The organism is Bradyrhizobium campsiandrae (assembly GCF_014529705.1).
Taxonomy (GTDB): domain Bacteria; phylum Pseudomonadota; class Alphaproteobacteria; order Rhizobiales; family Xanthobacteraceae; genus Bradyrhizobium; species Bradyrhizobium campsiandrae.
Genome location: NZ_JAANIH010000033.1, coordinates 1 through 19,713, shown reverse-complemented (window position 1 = coordinate 19,713; position 19,713 = coordinate 1). Strand labels below are relative to the sequence as shown.

Here is a 19,713-nt window from a genome sequence, read left to right as displayed (position 1 = left end):
CGCTGCGCTTACCTGAAATCCACGCTGCTGATCTTGGCCGTCAGGCGGAAGTAAACAAAGTAATTGGGGTGATCAGGGATGGCGCCCGTCAGCGGGGTGCCAGCTGAAATGTCTGCAACCAGATGGCTCTTCGTCACATAGCTCAAACCCCCACCGACCGATGTCAGATAGACTGATTTCGGGAACGTGCTGTAGACCGCGCCGTAGTCGACGAAGCCGAACGCGTCGAGACCATCCAGCAACGCGTTCACATTGTGATGCAGCTCGACATTGCCGTAATAGCCCGCATAACCCGCGACGCCGCTGGTCGGATAACCGCGCACCGTGGTGGGGCCACCGATCTGGATCAGTTGGTCGCCCGCCAGCAGCTTCTGGTTCGCCCACTGGCCGACATCGAACGCCGTCGCGATGAAATCAAAGGGCAGCTTCAGGACGGCGGAATAGGTCGCGTTGACCTCCTGGAAATTCTGGGAGGTATCCACCACTTGGAAATTCGTGTGCGCGAACGAGTAGTTCGGCGAGAACGTCGCCGAGAATTTCTCGCTGGTGTAACTGACCGTGAAGCCGGCGGTTTCTTTCCGCGTATCGTTGTGCGTGATCGAGATATGGCTCTGATTGGAAACCGAAACAGCGTCGGAGACCGCGCCATTGAGCAGGAACGCGAAGGCGGATGTGACGACCAGGGGCTGGCTGAAATTGACGGCCAGGTTTTGCGAACGGCCGTCGATGTCGAGATCTCGATAAATGCCCTTGTACACGAAGATCGAACCGGTCGAGAAACTCACGCCGGCGCGCCCGCTCCACGGATTGATCGGGATGTCATAGGCAAAATTGTAGTTGCGGTTGCCGTGCGCTGCGATGCCGTAAAACGTGAACCTGTCGTCGATGCCGAGCAGTCCGTAATGCTGGAAATTGATGCCGCCCTGGAGCTCGCCGACCGAGTAGACGCCCTGGTTGTCGACGAACAGCTGAAGCAGGTTGGTCGGCGGCTCCAGCACCGAGAGATCGATGTTGGTCAACCCGAAGCTCACGCCAGGCTGCAAGGATGCCTGGATTTGAGCGAGGTGTCCCTTGTTGTACCAGGCCACCTGATTTTCCAGCTTGGGTACGTCGACAACCTGGCCGGGAAGCAGCTTGACGGCGTTCGTCAGCCACTCCGGCTTGGTGTTCCTGGTGCCGTGCACGGTGACATCACCGAGCTTGCCTTCAACGATCCCGATATGGAGCACGCCGGCGTTGAGTTGCTGCTTTGGCAGATACGCGATCGCGGTGATCTGGTGACGCTCGGCATAGAGATCGTTGACCGATTTCACCAGCCGCTGCAGATCCGCGTTGTCGACCTTGCGGCCGATGTAGGGTGCTGCCAGTGCATCCAGTTCGGCTGTCGACAGGAACTCCGAGTGGTCGAACACGACCTTTTTCAAAAAAAAACTGGGACCGCCGCTGGGACCCACCGTGCCCGGGGGCGCGCTCGGCCCCACCACGCCAGGCCCTTCGAATTGATTTTCGCGTTGCAGCTGTTGCTGCTGGCGCAGCGTTTCGTTCGAAATGCGACCGGGGTCCGGCAGCGGCGGTACGATCTGCGCCTCGACCGGGGCAAGGGTCGCCCCGCCCGCAGCAGCCCAAACCAGGATCGCGGCCCACCGGCCCCATCCGCGCGTCACTGAGTCGCTCCCCTGATCACGACCTGGTATCCTTGGCCGATCCCCCCGCGCCAAGCAAGCCCTTTGAGGTTCAAGGCCGGGCCGGTCTTCGGTACATGGATGCTGCGGTCGCGCAGGGAATCGAGGAAGCGCGCGAAGGAGTCGCCGCGGAAGAACGGACCGCTGGAGTCGGGCGAGTCGTTCGGCAGTAGGACCGAAGCAAAATTGTTGAGTCCGAGCAGGCGGTCGATGTCGCGGACCAAGCTTGCGCCCTCAACCACCTCGCCGTTGCGCTCCTCGATGACCTCAGCCTTTTCGCTGAACTGAATCACGACGGCGTTCGTGTCGGTACGGAAGCCATTTTGATACAGGAAGAACGATTTGGAAGGCTGGAATAGCTGCACGTCGAAGCCGCGGACCGGCCGCGGCGACCGGTTGTCGTCCCAGATCACCTCGACGGGCGTGGTCAATTTCAACCATTCACCGATCGTGGCGTTCGAAATGCCGTAATCCAGCGCGTTGGTCCCGATCTCGGCCTGTGTCTCCCGCAGGAGCGGCATCAGAACTCCGTTCGGCGCATCGACAAAGACTTTGGCCCGCAGCCCCTGCCCGCCCTGATAGCCCGTCAGCGTGAAGAACAACGGGCTGTTGCCCGCCGCACTGCGAAGCACGCCAACCTCGGTCACCTCTGCGGCGAGGGCCGCGGCGTTGTCGACGGTGAGATCGCCGAAGCTGATGCTGGTCGGAGTCTGAGCCTGGGCCTGGGCGGCACGGCTATGCAGCACGTTGATCTCCGCGCCGGCCGTTTCGCTCAAAGCGGCCCCGCTGGTGATGCTATTGCCGTGGATGAAGCCCCCCGATGACAGGTCGGCGCTTCCCGCCGCGGTCACGCTGCCAAAAGCGAGGCTGTCGTTGGCGGTCAGCATCACGCGGCCGAGATGTCCTGCCGGATCGCTGGTCGCCGAAACATTGGTGACCGTCACTGCGCCGGCGCCCCTCAGCGCCACATTGCCCTGTGTCGCCGACATGGTGGCCAAGCTGAAATCCTGGTTGGCCACGATATTGATGCTGCCGAGGCCGGTGACGACGGAGCCCGCCCTGATTGCGGTCGCGGTGATGAGATTGACGTCGCCTCTGGTCGCATTGACGTCGATGGCGTTGGTGCGAAGGATCAGCGGATTGGCGGCCGCTGTGATCTGGTTGGCGCTGCCCGGCGGCCTGCCCGCCTGGTCGACGGCAACGTCGTCGGCCTCGCTCTCGTCGCCGATGCCAAGACCGGCCACCAGGCGGATGCCGGCTCCCGTAGCCGTCGCAGCCAGATCGAACGGGCGTGCAGGGTTGGTCGCCGCCAGGATATGGCCACCTGCGTTGACCGAGATCGCATTGGCATTGCCGCTGCCGGACAGAATTCCAGTCACCAGCGCGTCGTTAATGGTGTTGATCTGCACGGTCCCGAGGCTGGCGGTGATCCTGGATCCGTTGAGCATCTTCAGTGTGTCGGCATCGACCTGCACCTGCCCGGCGCCGGAGAGGATATTGGCGCTCGCGGTCAGCACCAATCGCCCGCCGGCCGACATCGCGATATCGGTCCCCGCCGTGACGGGGCCGTCGATCGTGCCGTCGACCGCCGCGACCAGTCTGGTCGAGGTGCCCGCAAGGTCCGATCCGATGGTGAAGTCAAGACCCGCAACGCCGTAGAGATCGACGAGACCGTGGCTCGCCGTCGCGCTGATGCTGCCGCCCGGCGTCGTGCCGACGTTCAGGCTGCTGGTGAGGCTGCCGATCGAGCCGGTGTCCGCCGTGAGCACGACATTGCTGCCCAGGACGTTCACCAACAGGTCATTGTTGGCATTGAGGATCGAACCGGCCGCGCGGATCGTGACCAGATTGGGCGAGTATGCGGTGTCGACGATCGCATCCTCGGAGCCGTTCACGCCGCCCGGGACCTCGGACAGATTCACGCCATTGAGCGCTCGCGCGGTGATGGTCGCAGCAGGCCGCAGGTTGAGCACGAGAGGCGAGACGCCGCCGATCGATCCGGTCGCAGATTCAAGCACGAGGTTGCCGGTCTGGATCGACGAGTTCGCGGCATTGGTCAGCGAGCCGATGGCTTTGATCCTGGTTTCGTCGGTGACGGCCACCTGCCCGAGCACCAGGTCGCCGCGCGAGGCAATGAAGGCCTTGCCCTGATCGATATTGGTCTGCGACGTTTGATCCGTCACGGTCGCGTTGAAGGATTGCGACGCCGCGACATTGAGGGGGCGCTTCGACTCCACGGTAAGGAAGGTGCCGGCGTTCTTGGCAATTCCCGCGGCTGCGGCATCGAGCGCGGCGCGCTGAACTGCGGTCATCTTGGCTTCTTCGGTCCCGAGCGGGATGTCGGTCGGACTATTGGCGATGCCCAGCGCCACCGCGGCGTTGTAGGCGGCGATCTGCGCAGCCGTTGCGTTGGCCGGCAGCTGCACGCCGCCAATGGTGAGCACGAGATCCGACCGCTCCGCGGTGGCGAGCGCAACCTTCTGAGAATCGCTCAGATCTCTCACCGGGTCAGTGGTGGGATTGATCCTGATGCCCGGCGTCGAATTGCCGGCGATGACCACCGACTCGCCGATGCCGGCATCCGCCAGGATCGTGACGTTGCGGCCCGATACGTTCGGATCCTTGATCACCGGGTTGGTGTCAGTGACCGTCTTCAGCGCGCCGGCGGACAGCGAGAAGCCGAGCGCAGTCTTGCTCCACACCGCCCCCTGGGTGAGGCTGGCCTGTTCGGCCGCGGTCGCCGTGTAGCTGAAACTCGCGTTGAAGGTGGTGGTCAGTGAGCCCACCTGCGTATTCAGGGCGCGATAACGCGCGGTGTCGGCGGCGGCCTGCTTGGCGATGTCGCTGGCGACGCGGGCCTCGATATCGGATGGCGCGACGCCGCCATTGTTGGCGATCTCCAAGTTGCGGTAGTAGGTGTCCAGATTCTGGTACTGAGCCGTGCCCCTGGTGTAGGTGACCTGGAAGCTGGGATCGAAGGCCGCGCCCTTGTTGGGCTGGCTGTCGCGGATCTGCCAATATTGCCTGTAGGCCTGAGTCTGGCTCTGCTCGAACGCCTTGATGGAGGCCGCCTGACGCGCGGCGTTGGTGGTGCCGGCAGTCAGCCCGAGCGCGTTCCAATAGTCGACCAGTTGCTGGTAGGTGCGCTTGTCGAATTGCTGAACCGGATTGCCGTCCAGCACCTGGCCCGCCGTCGTCAGCTTGACGTCTCCGCCCTTGGAGACGATCGAATTTGCCAGGATGGTGCCGTCGGCATTGTCGGTCCAGCTCCCGGCGCGGACGTTGATGTCGCCGGCGGCGGAGGCGCTCAAGCCGTAATAGGCGGTGATGCCGCTGGTGGTTGCGGGATCGCCGAACGGCCGCAATGCCTGGTCGGTGGTGAAGCCGGTGTTGACGGCGAGTTGGGCCCCGCCGGAAACAGAACCGATCGACCCCGTCAGTGCCGTGAGCGAGATACGGTCCGCCTGGATCAGGGAACTCCCGGACGCGGCGCTGATGTTGGTGCCGGCTGAAAGCCTGACACTTGAGAGACCGGCCGCGACATTGCCTGCGGCCGTGACCTGGCCGACGATCAGATCGCCGGGCGAGCTGACGGAGACGACGCCATTGCCGGCGTGGGCGTCGAGCTGGCCGCGCGAGCCGTTGATGTTCGAGAGCACCACCGAAACCGGCAATGCGACGAACGTGTCGCCGGGATTGACCACGCCGCCGACAGATCCGCCGGCAGTGAGGTTGACCGATTTGGAGGTGATGATCGGGTTGGCCGAGGACTGGATGATCGAGGCACCGTTCGTCGCGGTGATCGTAGTCGTCCCAGTGACGTTATTGATGTTGCCTTTGAGAATGACATTGCTGCCGGACGTGACGTTGATGCTGCCGACATCCGCGCCGATGAAATTCACGTTGATCGGGTTGTCGGCCTTCAGCGAATTGGTGACGATCTCGCGGTACTGCGCCACAAGCTCGTAATACACCGTCACCTTCGAGGCGATGCACAGCGTGTACCAGTTGCAGTGCTCCTCTCGGCCGGTCTCCGTGAGAGACGCCGGGGCTTTCTGGTACTTGACGTTGTTGCTCGTCAGCAGCGTGTTCTCGAGCGTCGAGTTCGCGACAGAGCTGTTGATCGTGCCGGTGACAAGCTGGGTCTGGCCGTCGATCGTCTGGGTCGTGGTGTCGGTGGTGGCCGACACGTAGGTGCCGTCGAGCAGCCGGATCGGCACCGACCGCGAGGCGCTGACGCCTTCCCAGGTCGATTGCCTGTTCACCGCCAGATCGCCGCTGTGGAAGATGTTGTCCGACGTGACATGGAAGTTGTCGGTGACCGTATAGTCGTCGGCCGTGGTCCAGACGTAGCGCTGCGCCAGCATCGGATTGTAGGTGCCGGTTCGAGCGCCGGTCGAGGATGCCGTGCTGGTCAGCGGCGAAGTTCCAAGCACGAATGCGCCGGTGGTCGGATCCAGCGTGCCTTGCTGCTGGGTGACCTTGACCTTGCGCGTGCCCGAAACCGGATCGAGATCGCGGGTGAAAACGGTATGGGTCGCGTCGACGACGCTGGCGTTCAGGCTGTCGATGTGAACGTCTGTGATGTCGATGACGCCGGCAGTCCCCCTTCCCGTTCCGGTGGGATCGGCGCCGGTGTTGAGGGTCGACAGCACCACCGGAACGTTGATGTTGTTGGTGATGTTGATGGTCCCGAAGCCATCGAGCACGTTCAGATTGCCGGCGCCGGTAGACGAGGTGTTGATGATCTGGCCGAAGATCTGGATGTAGCCGCCGTGGACCGAGGTGCCGTCGATCACCACCTGCTTGGCGGTGGCATCGTAGCTGGCGCCGACCTGGGCACTGTAAATCCCGCCCGAGAGACCGCTGCCGCTGTCGACGAACTTGAATGCCCCGGCGAAATGATCCGCATCGGCGGTGGCGATCGAGAAGGTCAGCTCGCCCGTGGCAAGATTCAGCGTCACCCCGTTGCCATAGCTGAACGTGCTCGGAATGACTGTCTTGTCCGGTGCCAGGCGGTAGTCGCTGATCTTTTGAGCCACGTCAGCGGCGCTCTGGCCGACGCGTGTCGCGTCGGTCGTCACCAACTGCGTCGTTGGATTGAGGGTCAAGCTCCAATTGGCGATGCCGCTCTGTACGGTGCTGTTGATGTTGAGATAACGCGCGGCGAGGAAGATCTGGCCGTTAGCGATGATTCCAAGCCCGGTTACGACGGGGTCGGACGGGGTCACGGCGGAGCCTGGCACCTGCGTCTGGCTGGCGGGGTCACCGCCGACATGGTCGAACCCGTTGACGAAGCTCGTCACCAGATCGCCGTTGCGCGCGATGACGGAGACCGAGCCGGCGTTGATCGCACCCTGAACGTAGATGTTGCCGGCCTGGCTGGTCATCGCGACCGAACCATTCAGGTTGTTGATCGCCTTACCCGTCATCAAGATAATGTCGGGCGCAACCTGCAGCTTGTTCAGGTAGTTCTTGGGACTTGCCGGATCGTAGTAGGTCAGACTCTCCGGATTGTAGTTGCTGGTGATGTTGACCTGCGGCTGCCCGGTGGCCGCCGCGGTCAGGATGTTGCTGGCGCCAAAGCCGGAGGCGGCCCCGGTGATATGATCGATGTCGGCGACCGCATAAACCGCGGCACTGTTGAGCGTGATGTGACCCGCGTCGTTGGTCGGAATGTTGAGGTTCTGGATCTTGAGCGTTGCCGCGGTCTCGTTGACGATGTCGATACGGGCGTCGCCCGGCGCATAGATCTTGCCGGTCCCGGTGCTGGTCATGACCCGTTTGCCGCCGAGATTGACGTTGCCGAGCTGAACGGAGACATCGTTGAGCTGCACGAAGGGACTGGTGGTCGAGACTGCGCCCGCCGTGCCGGACCCGGCCGACGCCTGCGCCTTGGTGTTGAGATCGGTCTGCCAGGCCGAGATCGATTTTCCGGACGGCGGCGAGGCGACCTGGGCCGCGTAGCTGCTGATCGACGACGACAGGCCGGTGATTACCGTGGGAGTCGCCCCGCCAGAACTGACTGTCCCGCCATTGATCTGAAGATTGATGAAGCCGACGCTGTTGTTGAGACGGGTGATCGAGCCGGTGTTCGCCGGGTTCGGATCGGTCCGCGTCATGGCGGTGATGGTGTTGTTGTCGCCCGAGGTGCCGCCGCTGGCCGCGGACTGAATGTAGGACAAGTCGCTGCTGATGTTCGCAGCGGCCGTGCCAATCGCCTGCACCGACGTCAGGAACGACGAATTCTTGCTGACGATGGTAGTCTGGTCGGTCGAAATCGCGGCAAACGAAGTCGCCAGCGCCGACTGCACCGCGGAGAACTGCTTGTTCCCTTGGGCGACGTCCTGCTCATTGCTGATGATCGCCGCGACCTGCGTGCTTATGTCGGCGGCCGACGCCTTGATATCGACGAGCTTGCTGGAGGCGCTGGAGAGCGCGCTGTTGCCGGCGCCGATCTGGCTGCTGACGTCGCTCACCTTGGCGCGGAAGGCGATGCCGCCGGCACCGGTGTCGCCGTTGATGGCCGAATATTTGCTGAGTCCGGCATAGCTGGACAGCGCCGAACCGGCGTTGGCAACGACGTCGTAGGATTGCGCTCCGGCATTGGGATCGGCATTGCCATTCAGATCCTTGCCGTTCCAGGCGAAGGCGATGTTGGTCAGACCGGTGTTCAGCACCGTTCCGATCGTCGTCGTGACCTCGCTCTGGAACGCACTCAACGCATCGGCAAGCACCGCTCGGTTCTGTGTGGCACTGGTGGACGGCGATCCTTCGGTCACGCCCGGGTTGAGGTGGAACGAGGCACCGCTGCCGGTGCCGAGGCCGAGCGCCACCAGTTTGGCCTGCAGGAAGGTCTTTTCGCTCTGGTAGGCGGCGGTGGCGATGATGTCGCTGGAATATTGCGTCAGCAGGGCGTCGATCTGGCCGAGGCGATCGAGGATCGCACCGCCGGCCTGATAGGTGCCCATCGTCGAACCGATGTCGCCGGTTCGCACGATGCAGGCGACGCTCGACGGGTCGCAGGTGTCGGAAGCATAGGTGATGGTCAGGGATTTGGTGCGGCGAATGCCGGTGTCGACCATGCCGTCGATCACCAGCGTGCTGGTGCCGTTCTGCTGGGTCGAACCGCCCTTGATATCGAAGCTGACGTCGCCGCCACCGAACAGGTTGCTGATGGCGGAGCCGATCTTGGACAGCGCCTTCAGATAAATATTGGTGCCGGTCCCGTCGGCACGGGTCGACATGGTGCCCTGGTCCGCGAACACGTTGATGTCGCCGGCGGCATTGACGCCGTAATGGGGATCCGGTCCGCCCGCCGGCGCCGTGTCGGATTGCGCTATCGAGATGACCGAATTGCTGGTCAGGTTGGATTGCGCGTCGGGCGCGGTCGGAATCGGGATCGCCGTATTGTTATAGAGATCGACGATGGTATTGAGCGACAGCGAACCTGGTTGGCTGCTGAGGTCGCGTCCCGCATTGAGCGTCACGGTGCCGTTGGTCGGCACCGTTCCATCGACCGGGAACACGCCATTGCTGGCTTCGATCCGAACGTTCGTGCCGGCCGAAAGCAGGTTGCTGACCGTCACATTGGCCTTTGCCGAACCCGTCGGGGCGCCAGCCACACCGTAGCTCGAGACCGAGGTCCGTGCCTCCACGGCAACGTTGCTCCAGGCCGCGGCCTTGATATCGCCGACGTCGACGACCAGGCTGCTGGACCGGTCGAATGCAACGGTGGCGGTTGCCAGCACGGTCACATTGGACTCGCCGCTGGCGATCGAGATCGCGCCGCCGGAATCGACCTTGGTCTTCTGGTGGATCAGAACGTCGTTGGCGGCGCTGACGCTGGCGAGCCCGGTACCGCTGACCGGGGCAATCAAATGGACGTTGGTGTTCTGGCCGAGATTGGCCGAGGTGACGACCTGCACTGTCGTGGTGCCGGTCGCGGCCGGGGCATCGACGAATCCGCCAGAACCCGACTGGACGTCCCAGCCCATCAGATCGACGGCACCGGGCGCAATGCCGCAGCCCGTTTCGCAGACGAAGAACCGCCGGACCGTGTTGGTGGCGCCGATCGTCAGGTTACCGGCACTGGCGTCGACATTGTCGCCGAATCCGGCCGCAACCGTGCTGCCGACGCTGTGCGAAAGCCTGGCGCCGCTGGCCCCCACCACGGCGGCCTGGGTGCTGTCGACGCTCCCCTCGAACGTATCGCTGTGTTGTGCGACCAGCGACAGCGAACCGCCCGTCGCGTCCACGACCGTTCTCACCCCACCGAGCGAACCGGATATCTGGGCGACGGTGAGATTGCTAGAGATCGTCTTGGCCGTCGAGGAGGCTCCCGAGATCACCCCGCCGCTACCTGACGTGGACGTCGCGACGTTGGAGTCCGAGCTTTCCGCATCGAGCGAAATCGAACCACCGCCAAGCTTCGACATGATGGTGAAAGTCGACTTGGTCTGCGTATTCGAAGACGCGGTCGAAATGTTGGCGCCCACGGCCACGATCCCGATGGCGAGACCGGTGGCGTTGGAATTGTTGTTCTCGACGGATTTCGCGTTGAAATTCAGCGCGCCGCTCGTGTTGATGATGCCGCCGCTGCCGTCGGCGCGCGCTGAGGAGGAATCGCTCGCCGACGCCTCGGTCGCGTTGACGCCGATGAAGGCGCCGGAAGCACCGGATGCAAAGGCGGTCGCCCCGCCCGACAGCACCTGCGCATCGGATTGCAGCGAGGCCGCCTCGATGTCCCCGCCGGTAATCGTGATCTGGACCTGCGGCGCGAGGCTGGCGTTGGCAATCGAGGCGCCGACCGAGAGGCCGCCGGCGACAGCAACGCCTTCCGAGTGGGCGGTCGCCGAATCCGTGGCCCTTGACAACAAGGTCACCGCACCATTCGAGTAGATGGTGTCGCCGCTCAGGGTCAGCGTTACGTTCGGGTTGACCGTCGCGGTGGATTCGGCGCCGCTGCCCGCACCACCCAGCCCCCCGGCGGCCGAGGAGGCGGTTGCGCTGGCGGAATCGTCGGACAGCGCTTCGGCCGTGACAAAGCCGGACGAATTCGTCGCGTTGCCGACCGCGAGATGCTGCAACGTCGTCGTCACCGACCCGCCGATCTCGGCCTTCGCCTCGGACACGCCAACGCCGGCGCCCAACGCCGCCGCGACGCCAGAGGCGGTCGCGCTGAGGTGACGGCCGGATGTCGCTTCGACGGACAAGCCGCCGGTGTCGGTGATCGCGGCATTGACGACGCTTGCCTGCGTGACGGAGTTGTCGGTCACCAGCGCCACGTCGGCTTCCAGTGCCCCGAGCAAAGCCACCGAGCCGGCATAGGAGGTCAGGTTCGCCGTGTGGGCGGTGTTGGCGAGGAGCGAAACCGAGCCGGCGCTGATCGTGGCAGCCCCCGTTCCCCCGATCTTGGCTGTGGTGGTGGCAGCATCGGTGAAAATTCCGATGCCGGCGCCAACACCGAAGCCGCCGGCGGAAAGCGCGCCGGTCTTTGCCGTGTAGGCGACCTGATCGGCACCGTTCAGCGTGACCGCACCAGCGGCCGTGATGTTGGCGTTGCCGATGGTCGCCGACGTGCCGGCGACCGCCGCGTTCTGCGCGGTCATCTTGCCGGAAACGTCGATCGCACCGAGCTTGGCGCTGAGCGTGCCGCTGGCACTGCTGGCACTCGACGTCGCCGTCGAGGAGCCGGAATTCTTGCTGTTCGAGGCCGACGTCGTCGCAGTTGCGGAACTGCCAAGCTTGCCACCGACCGACAGACTGTTCCCGGCGAAGTTGGTGACGCTGCCGGAGGAATCCGACGTCTTGAGTTCGTCGCTCGCCTTGCCGTTCGGATCGACGCCGTTGCCGATCGAATAGACCGAAACGCCCGCCGACAGGGCGATCGCGGAGGCCGCGGCGCTGACCGCGGTCGAATCGATGGCCTTGCTGGCCACGGCGTTGACGAGGACGTCGCGGCCCGCATTCACCGTCGCATCGCCGATCGATGCGCCGACATTGCTGTTCAGCACGCCGACATCAACGCCGCCGGCGAGGCTGGCGACGCCGGAGATCGCAACCCCGTAATTGGTGGTGACAATGCCGGTCAGGTCTCGCGCCGTCACGGCGACGTCCTGAAGCGCCGAGCCGCCGGGAACCCCATTGACGACAGCGCCGCTGTTGATGGTGGCGAAGGTATTGGTGTTGAACACCTCGACGGCGATGGCACCGGCCGCAGCGACAATTCCTGCGCCACCCGCCCCCAGCGCAAAGACATAGGCGCTCTCGGCGGATTCGGCGTCGACCAGCACGCCCTGCCCGTTACGCGTGGCGACGGCATTGGCCCCGGTCAATTCCTGGAACTGGTCTGAGCCTTGGGCGAGCCCCGAGACATGGGCGTTGCTGTCGATGGTGGCGTCGGTTTCCTTGCTGATCAGCGCCACGCTGACTGCGGCCCCGATCCCGGCGGTTCCGGACAGAACGATGCTGCCTGCGAACGTCGCCTCGCGGGTGATGTCGCTGGCGACCACGACGACGTCATTGTTGGCCGTGACCACGGCGCTCTTGTCGATCAGCGCGCCGGTGTGGTCGTCGATCGAGATCAGCGACAGACCGCCAGCGACGCCGGCGATGCCGCCCGCGGCGCCCGCGGCCGCGATCATGGCGAAATCCTCGGCGGCGAGCGCGGTGACGGCGACGTTGTCCTTCGCTGACACCCGCGCGCCCTGACCGATGGTCGCATTGGTGGTGTTCGAGACGATCGCGGTCGAAATGCTGGCACCTATGCCAGCGGCGCCGCCGCCGGCAATCGCACCGACGATGTTCAGCGAATAGGTATCGCTGGTGGCGCCGACGATGACCGACTGCAGCGAACCGGCCGCACCGACATTGCGCTGGTTGATCAGCGCGCCGGCCCCGATCGTTGCGGTCGTCGTGTCGGAGATCACAGGGACGTTGCCCGACAGACCGACCCCGACAAGCCCGCCCAATCCGCCACTGACCGCGATAGAACGGATCGACTGCGCCTTGGCGGCATTCACCACCACGCCGCGGCCGGTCGCCGTAGTGGCGGAGATCGTGCCCTTCTTCAACAACAGGTCGGCGCCGCTCTGGCGCACGTCGCTGGTCGTGACCGGCATCTGGATGTCGGCGCCGCCCGACACGCCCTGCAGGGTCGCCGCCTTGATGGTGTCGTTGGCGCCGTAAGCGCTGAAGCCGGTCTGATAGTCCTTGACGTAGGTCAGATCGGTGCCAAGGCCGAGCGCGGTCACGTCGGCGTTGGCGTCGATCGAGGCGGTGACCGACGAGGACAGCACGGTGACCCCGAGCGAGCCGCCGACGCCGGCGCCGCCGCCGACCGCTGCCCCGCCGATCGCGAGATCGTCGGCGCTGGTCGACGTCGCAGTCACGCCGACATTGCCGGTCGCCGTGACGGTGGCGGCCCCCACTTCCGCGTTGGTTGTCTCGGTTCGCGTGACGACGCTGAGCGCGCCACCGATCCCGTCGCCAAGCGAGGCACCCGCACCGAGGCTGATGACGGATTCCTGGGTGGTCGCGCCGACGAGCACGTCTCCGGCCGTCGCACCCGCGCCGGTCTTCCCCGAGTTGATGGTATCGCCGGCGCCGACCAGCGCCCGCGCCGTCGGCGATTCGACGACGATCGTGAGCCCGACACCGCCGCCGCCGACGGCCACACCGGCCGCCCCCGCATTGATGTTGACGGTGTTGTTCGAGGTCACCTCGACGTCGCCACTGACCGCGGTCGCGGCGGTAACAGTGGAACTGCCATCGATCCTGGCTTCGGTATCGGGTGTGACCACCACCAGGCTCAGACCGCCGGCCGCGCCCGCTGCCAGCGTCGCCGTCGCGATGGTGATCTGCTCATTGTTGCTGGCGTGGACCTGCGTGCTTCCGCCCGTGCTCACGGTCGCGCTTCCGATCAACGCCGTCGTCGACGTCGTATCGGTGAGATTCATCAGGGCGGCCGCGACCCCGACGGCAGTCGCCGCGACTCCGTAGCCATTCAAGGTCCGGTCCGACGATGCCGCGACGTCGAGCGCACCGGCCGTGATGCGGGCACCGTTGGTCACGGACGCGATGTTGTTGACGCCCACGACGGCTATGCCGATGCCGGCGCCGCCGCCGATTCCGAGCGTCACAGCCCCGTCTGCCATCGCCGCGTTGACGATGTCGCGCGCGCGCACGTCGACGTCGCTCCCCGCATTGATGGTGGCATGACCGATCGTTGCCGAATTGCCCGGCGGAACGTGGGTCGGCAGCGTCGGCTGCAGATTGAGCGTGCTCTTGTAGCGCTGTGCCTGGGAACTGGCACCGCGGACATTGCTGTTGGTGGAGGAGGACAGAAACTTGCTATCGATGGTGTTGTCGGAAAGCTTCTGATTGGCCGAATCCGTAAACGAGCCGTTGCTGTCGGTCTTCGAGGTCTGATCCGCATCCGGACCGTTTGCCACGGCGAGAACCGAGATCGCCGCGCCGACGCCGGCAAGGCCGCCCGCGATGCTTGCGACCGTTGACGAGGTCTGCCGGTTGGTGAGCGCGTCGACCGTCACATAGCGGGCGGCGTTGATGGAGGTGTTGTCGCCGATGAAGGCGCTGGTCGCGTTCGTGATGACAGCAACATCGACGGCGCCGCCGATGCCGGCGAGGCCGACCGCCACGGTGCCTTCGGTCATCGACACCACGGTGCTGTCGCGCGCCGTGACGGTGACGTCCTGGTTGGCGTTCGCCCCACCGTTGCTGCCATTGATGGTGGCGCCCTGATCGATCAAGGCGCGGGTCTGGTCGACGAAAACTTCGGCGGCGACCGCTCCGGCGACGCCGGCATAGAGGCCGCCGGCACCGGCGACGACGATGCCCGTCACGCTTTCTCCCGAATTCGCCTGCACCAGCACGCCGCGCCCGGACCGGCTGCCGCTGAAGTCGGCACCGGTATATTCTGCGAGGTCGTTACCGGTCCCGTTGCCCAGTCCCGTGACATTGGCGGAGGCGCCGATTTCGGCCTCGGTATCCTTGATGACGACGGCAAGCCCGACGCCGATGCCGACACCTGCCGCAGCGCCGCCGATGGCGATGGTTCCGCCGGTCACGATGGCTCGCGTCTGGTCGTCCGCGTCAACCACGACGTTGCCGCCGGCCGATACATGCGTGACGCTCGCCCCGCTGCTGTCGATGGTGGCCTTGGTGGTGTCGGTGGACACGAAGCCGGAGATGCCGCCGGCGACCCCGGCTGTTCCTCCCACGGCCGCACTGACGGCGGCTCCGGCGAAGTTCTCGCTGGCCTTGGCTGTCACCGCAACATCGCGCGCAGCATTCACGGTTGAGCCCGCGCCGATGCCGGCAAGCGTGGTGTTGCTGAATACCGTGGTTTCGGCGCCGGCGCCGACGCCGGCCGTTCCGCCGACCGCGACCGACCCTGCGATGCCGAGGTGGTAGAGATCGCTGCTGGCGGCAACCGTGACCGACTGGTTGACGCCGGGCGCCAGAGCGGATGACATGTTGACATTGGCGCGCGCCCCGATCGTGGCCTCGGTGTCGCTCACCACGACGGGCACGTCTCCGGATATGGAAATCCCTGCCGTGCCGGCCACCGAGCCGCTGACCGCAAGCGAACGGAGCAGGCTGGTGGCCGAGGCCGTAACCGCGACGCCGCGCACCTGCTGGACCACGGGCGTGGTCTTGCGCTGGAGCACGAACAGCGAGCCGCCCTCGACCAGACCGTCCGCGACGGTTACCGCGTTGACGTCGTTGCCGAGCGTGCCGGTGAGATTGGACTTCGCCGGCGTCACCGACAGCGCATCTGCGCCATAGACCGAAAATGCGCCTGTGATGCCGGTGGTGACGCCGAGCGTCCCGCCCAGTCCGAGGCCTTCGACCGAGGCACCGTCGGCGACAACCGCCTTGGTGTTCTGCAACGCCACCGAAACGCCAATGGCGCCGCCGACGCCGGCGGTTCCGCCGACCGCGCCGCTGCCGACCAGCCGATCGAGTTCATCGGCATCGTTGGCGATCACGCCGACATTGCCGTCCGCGCGGACGTCCGCACCGCCTGCGATGGTTGCAATTGTGTTGCCGGTCAGGACGAACGCGCCGACCGATCCCGCGACACCGGCGTCGCCGCCTGCCGCCAAGCCCGCGACCAGAGAGAACACGGTTTCGGCGCTCGTAGCCTGCACGACCACGTCACCGCCCGATTTGACGACGGCGTTGCCGCCGATCGTCGCCGTCGTGGTCTTGGTGAGAACATTGGCATCGACGCCGGCGCCTACGCCGGTTCCGCCGCCGGCGCCGATCGTGCCGGCCAAATCGACGATGAGGCTGGTGTCGTCGGCTGCCACCCGCACGCCGCTGGGCCGCAGGATCGTACCGACCTTTGCGCGCTGACCGATGGTCGCGCTGGTCTGGTCGGTGATGACGGACGATGCGATCGCGACCGCGACGCCGACATTACCTCCTCCGCTTCCGGACACCACGTCGTCGCTGACGGTCTCCTTCGCGCCCGCCGTGACGATCACGGCGCCGGTGGCGTCTACCGTCGCGTCGTCGCCTATGCCGGCCCTGATCGTATCGGTGAGGACGCCGACCGCGGCCGCGCCGCCGACGCCGTTGTTGCCGCCGAGCGCTATGACGCCGCCAACATTGACGAGAAGGGTATTGTCGGCCGCGGTAACGGACACGTCACCCGCGCTGGCTCTGATGGTCGCGCTGGCGCCGATGGTTGCTTCGGTATCGAGCAGCTGGACCAGCGGCGTGGCGACGCCCGCGATGGCATTGGAGCCCGCCCCGGCCCCGGCTACGCCGACATTGATGAGCTTTTCCGCCGTTTGTGCCGATACCGAAACCGATGCGGCGTCAACGGTCGTCGCAGAAACCGCGCTCGAATCGATGGTTGCGGTCGCGCTGTTGTTGACAGTGGTGGAGATCGCAACGCCGCCAATGCCGTTGTTGCCGCCGACTGCGATGCCGCCTGCCAGATTGAGAGCGCTGATCGAATTGGTTGCAGCCACGCTGACCGCGCCAGACGACGTCAGCGAACTGCCCGTGCCTGTCTGTGCGCTGACCGAGGCCTGCGAGTAAACCACACCGAGAATACCGGCGATGCCGTTGGCGTCGGCTGCCGCGGCGCTGATCTCGAAAAGATCGATCTCGTGCTGGGCTCCGGCGTTCACACCGATCGAGCTCGACCGCGACACCAGGGCGTTAGAGCCGATATGGGCGTCGACGCTGCCTGAATTGACGATGATGCCGAGCGAAATGCCGGCCGCGCTTGAGCCGCCGGATGCGCTCAGCGCCCCGACCAGGGTGCGCGAAACCGCATTGTCATGCGCATCCAGCGTTACCGCGCCGGTCGAATTGATGTTGGCGCCGGTGCCGATCGAGGCGGTCGTGTGCTCCAGCATGATCTGCAGCGCCAGACCGCCAGAGATCGCAAGCTTCGAGCCCGAAGCCGCCCCCGCAACCACCTCGGTGTAGAAATTATTGCTGCCGAGCAGAGGCAGGTCGCGCGCCAGCGCTGCCGTGGTTTTCAGACTGTCGAGAATCTTCTTCTTGTCACTGGTGATCTGATCGGCGAAGCCGGCTTTGAAACTGCTGACGGCGTCGGATGCGCCGGAGGCGCTGTCGACGTCGCTGACGAGGGACTTTGCGTTGTTGGCGTTCGCCGTGAGTTCGGAATTGATATCCGACAGGGTCGTCGTGACCGGCTGAGCGAGCGTTCGGATCGTCGCGTAGATGTCGTCGACCCGCTCATTGATCGCCTGGACGTTGACGCTGGCGGCGTTGATGGTCGCGGAGTTGCCGATCGAGGCGGTGTAGCTGTCATTCGAAATCGCCGCCGCAATCGAGGCGCCGATACCATTGCCCTGCGACGAATAGCTGCCGGACCAGGCCTTCGCGGCCAGCGAGGTGGTGTTGTCGGCCACGACCGATATCGCGCCGGCCCGGTTCAGCGCATCGCCAGGCAGGTCGACGCTGAAATTGTTGCCGATGGTGGCGTTGGTGATCGATGTGGAAATACCGATCGCCAACGAGCCCGCGACCGAGAGTTTCTTGCCGGAGGCGCCGGACATCGCCTCGGCGGTGAGGCCGCCGAGGTCCTTGTTAACGGTCGACGTCGCTTGGACCGTGATCGCCCCACCCGATATGACGTGCACGGAATCGCCGATGCTCGCCTTGGTGGCGTTGTCGACCACAGTCAACGCGGCGCCGATACCGATGCCATTGTCCTGATTGCTCGAGGCCGCCGCCGCGCTGCCCAGCGTCTGAACCTGGTCCGCGCTGGCGGCGGAGATGGTGACATTGCGCGTAGCGCTCAGCGTCAAGGAATCGGCGATGCTTGCCTTCGCAGTGTCGCCTATGATCGCCGCACCGAGCGCCGCCGCGACCGACAGCTTGCCGCCGCTGCTGCCGCCGCCGTTCGCGCTCAGCCCGGATTGCTCCTGGTTCATGGCATCGCTGGCCGGCGCCGAACCGAGCGTTTTCGAGCTGACCGATTTGCTGCCGCCCGCCGCGCCCTTGTCCTCGGCCGATCCACCGCCCGCCGTTGCCGTCGAGGACGCGGCATAGGTGTGCGCGCCGGACGCAGAGACGCTGAGATCGCGCGTCGAGCTTACGTTGCGCGCGATCCTGGCCTCGGTGTCGGTTGTGATCGGGCCGCCTGCCCCGGAGATGGCGTCGAACAACCCGGTGCCGGTGATTAACGCGACCGAACCGCCGATGGCGGTGCCGCCGCTTCCCGAACTTGCGGCGGAGCCTGACGCAATCGCGCTATGTGCTCCCACGCTGGTGGCGCGGACCGTGACGTCGCCGCCCACGGATACCAGTCCGCCGGATTCCATCGAGGCTGTGGTCTTCTCCGACAGGATGGTGAAGGCGACCACCGCGTCGAGCGCGGTGCCGCCCGATGCCCCGGCCTGCGCCATGGCGTCGGTGTCCAGGTGCGAATCGGCCGTGATCGCCAGTGAATTCGCGCCGGTCAGAGCCGCATTCTGTGCCAGCGACGCCTCGCTGGTGTTCTGCACCGTATTCAGAGCGACGGACGCGCCCACGCCGACCTTCGCACCGCTGGCGCCGTCGGTCGCCGCCAGGGCCGATCCCGCGACATATGCCTCATTGTCCGAGCGGAGGACCACTCCACCATCGCTCGGAGCCAGCGGGACCACATGCACTGTGGCGGCGGAATCGATGTCGGCGACGCTCTTGCTGGTGACGACGTTGACGGCCACGGAACCGGCGATACCGACCTTGGCACCGCTCGATCCCGACTTTGCATAGGCGACGATCTGGTCCACCCGTCCCAACGCCGTGGTGGCGGAGGGCGCGTGAGGTAGATCGGCCGCGCCAACAGCGGTCGGTGAAGCCACGCCAAGGTCCGTCTTCAGTGCGGTGAGTTGCACCGCCGCGCCGTCGTAATGGCCTGCCGTGACTCCGGAAATCTGTCCCGCGGCGGTCGCCGCTGCAGCCGTACCGAGCTCGGCGCGATCGTCGGCCGTGACGACATTCACTGCGACCGCGGCGCCCACACCCACCTTGGTCGGTGTCGAGCCGTTGCCGGAAGCCGCCGTGGTAGATCCGTCCGCGCTGGTCTTCGCGTCGACGTTGGCGACTGAATGGACGGAAAGCGCCTGGCCCGCCTTGACCCCGACCGATGCCGGCACATAGGCCTTGACCTTCACCGTCGACACGTCGACGGCGATCGCGGCCGCAACCGCCACGCCGCCCTCGCTGGTCGAGGCCTTGCCGTTCGCACTGCTGCCTTCGGCGCCGACCGTGCTCTGCTGGTCGGCATCGCCGATCTTGGCGTCGCTCATCCGCTGATTGCTGTCGCCCGACTGCTTTTGCACCTTGTCATCGACCGAGCCGTCCTTGTCGGTCGAGTTGCCATTGCTGTCGGTGCCGTTGCCACCGGAGGCACTCGCCACCGCCGCCGTCGCCGCCAGCGCCGCGCCCTCCGCCGTGAAGCTCACCGCGCCCGGCGTGCGGATGCTCGACGACGTCGTCGCGATCGTCTCCTCGTCCAGCACCGCGATCG

At 65.4% G+C, this 19,713-nt stretch carries 2 protein-coding genes; both read right to left on the bottom strand.

Translation table 11 applies throughout. The features are described 5' to 3' along the window. Positions 1-8: 8 nt before the first annotated feature. A complete protein-coding gene (locus G8O24_RS23455; protein ID WP_188103451.1) occupies positions 9-1,664 on the bottom strand; it encodes a ShlB/FhaC/HecB family hemolysin secretion/activation protein in 1,656 nt (551 codons plus the stop codon). Beyond that, positions 1,661-19,603 (bottom strand): hypothetical protein, encoded by a 17,943-nt coding sequence (locus tag G8O24_RS23450; RefSeq protein WP_210324908.1) that lies wholly within the window; start codon positions 19,601-19,603, stop codon positions 1,661-1,663. Before G8O24_RS23450 ends, G8O24_RS23455 begins: the two co-directional genes overlap by 4 nt. Positions 19,604-19,713: the final 110 nt, after the last annotated feature.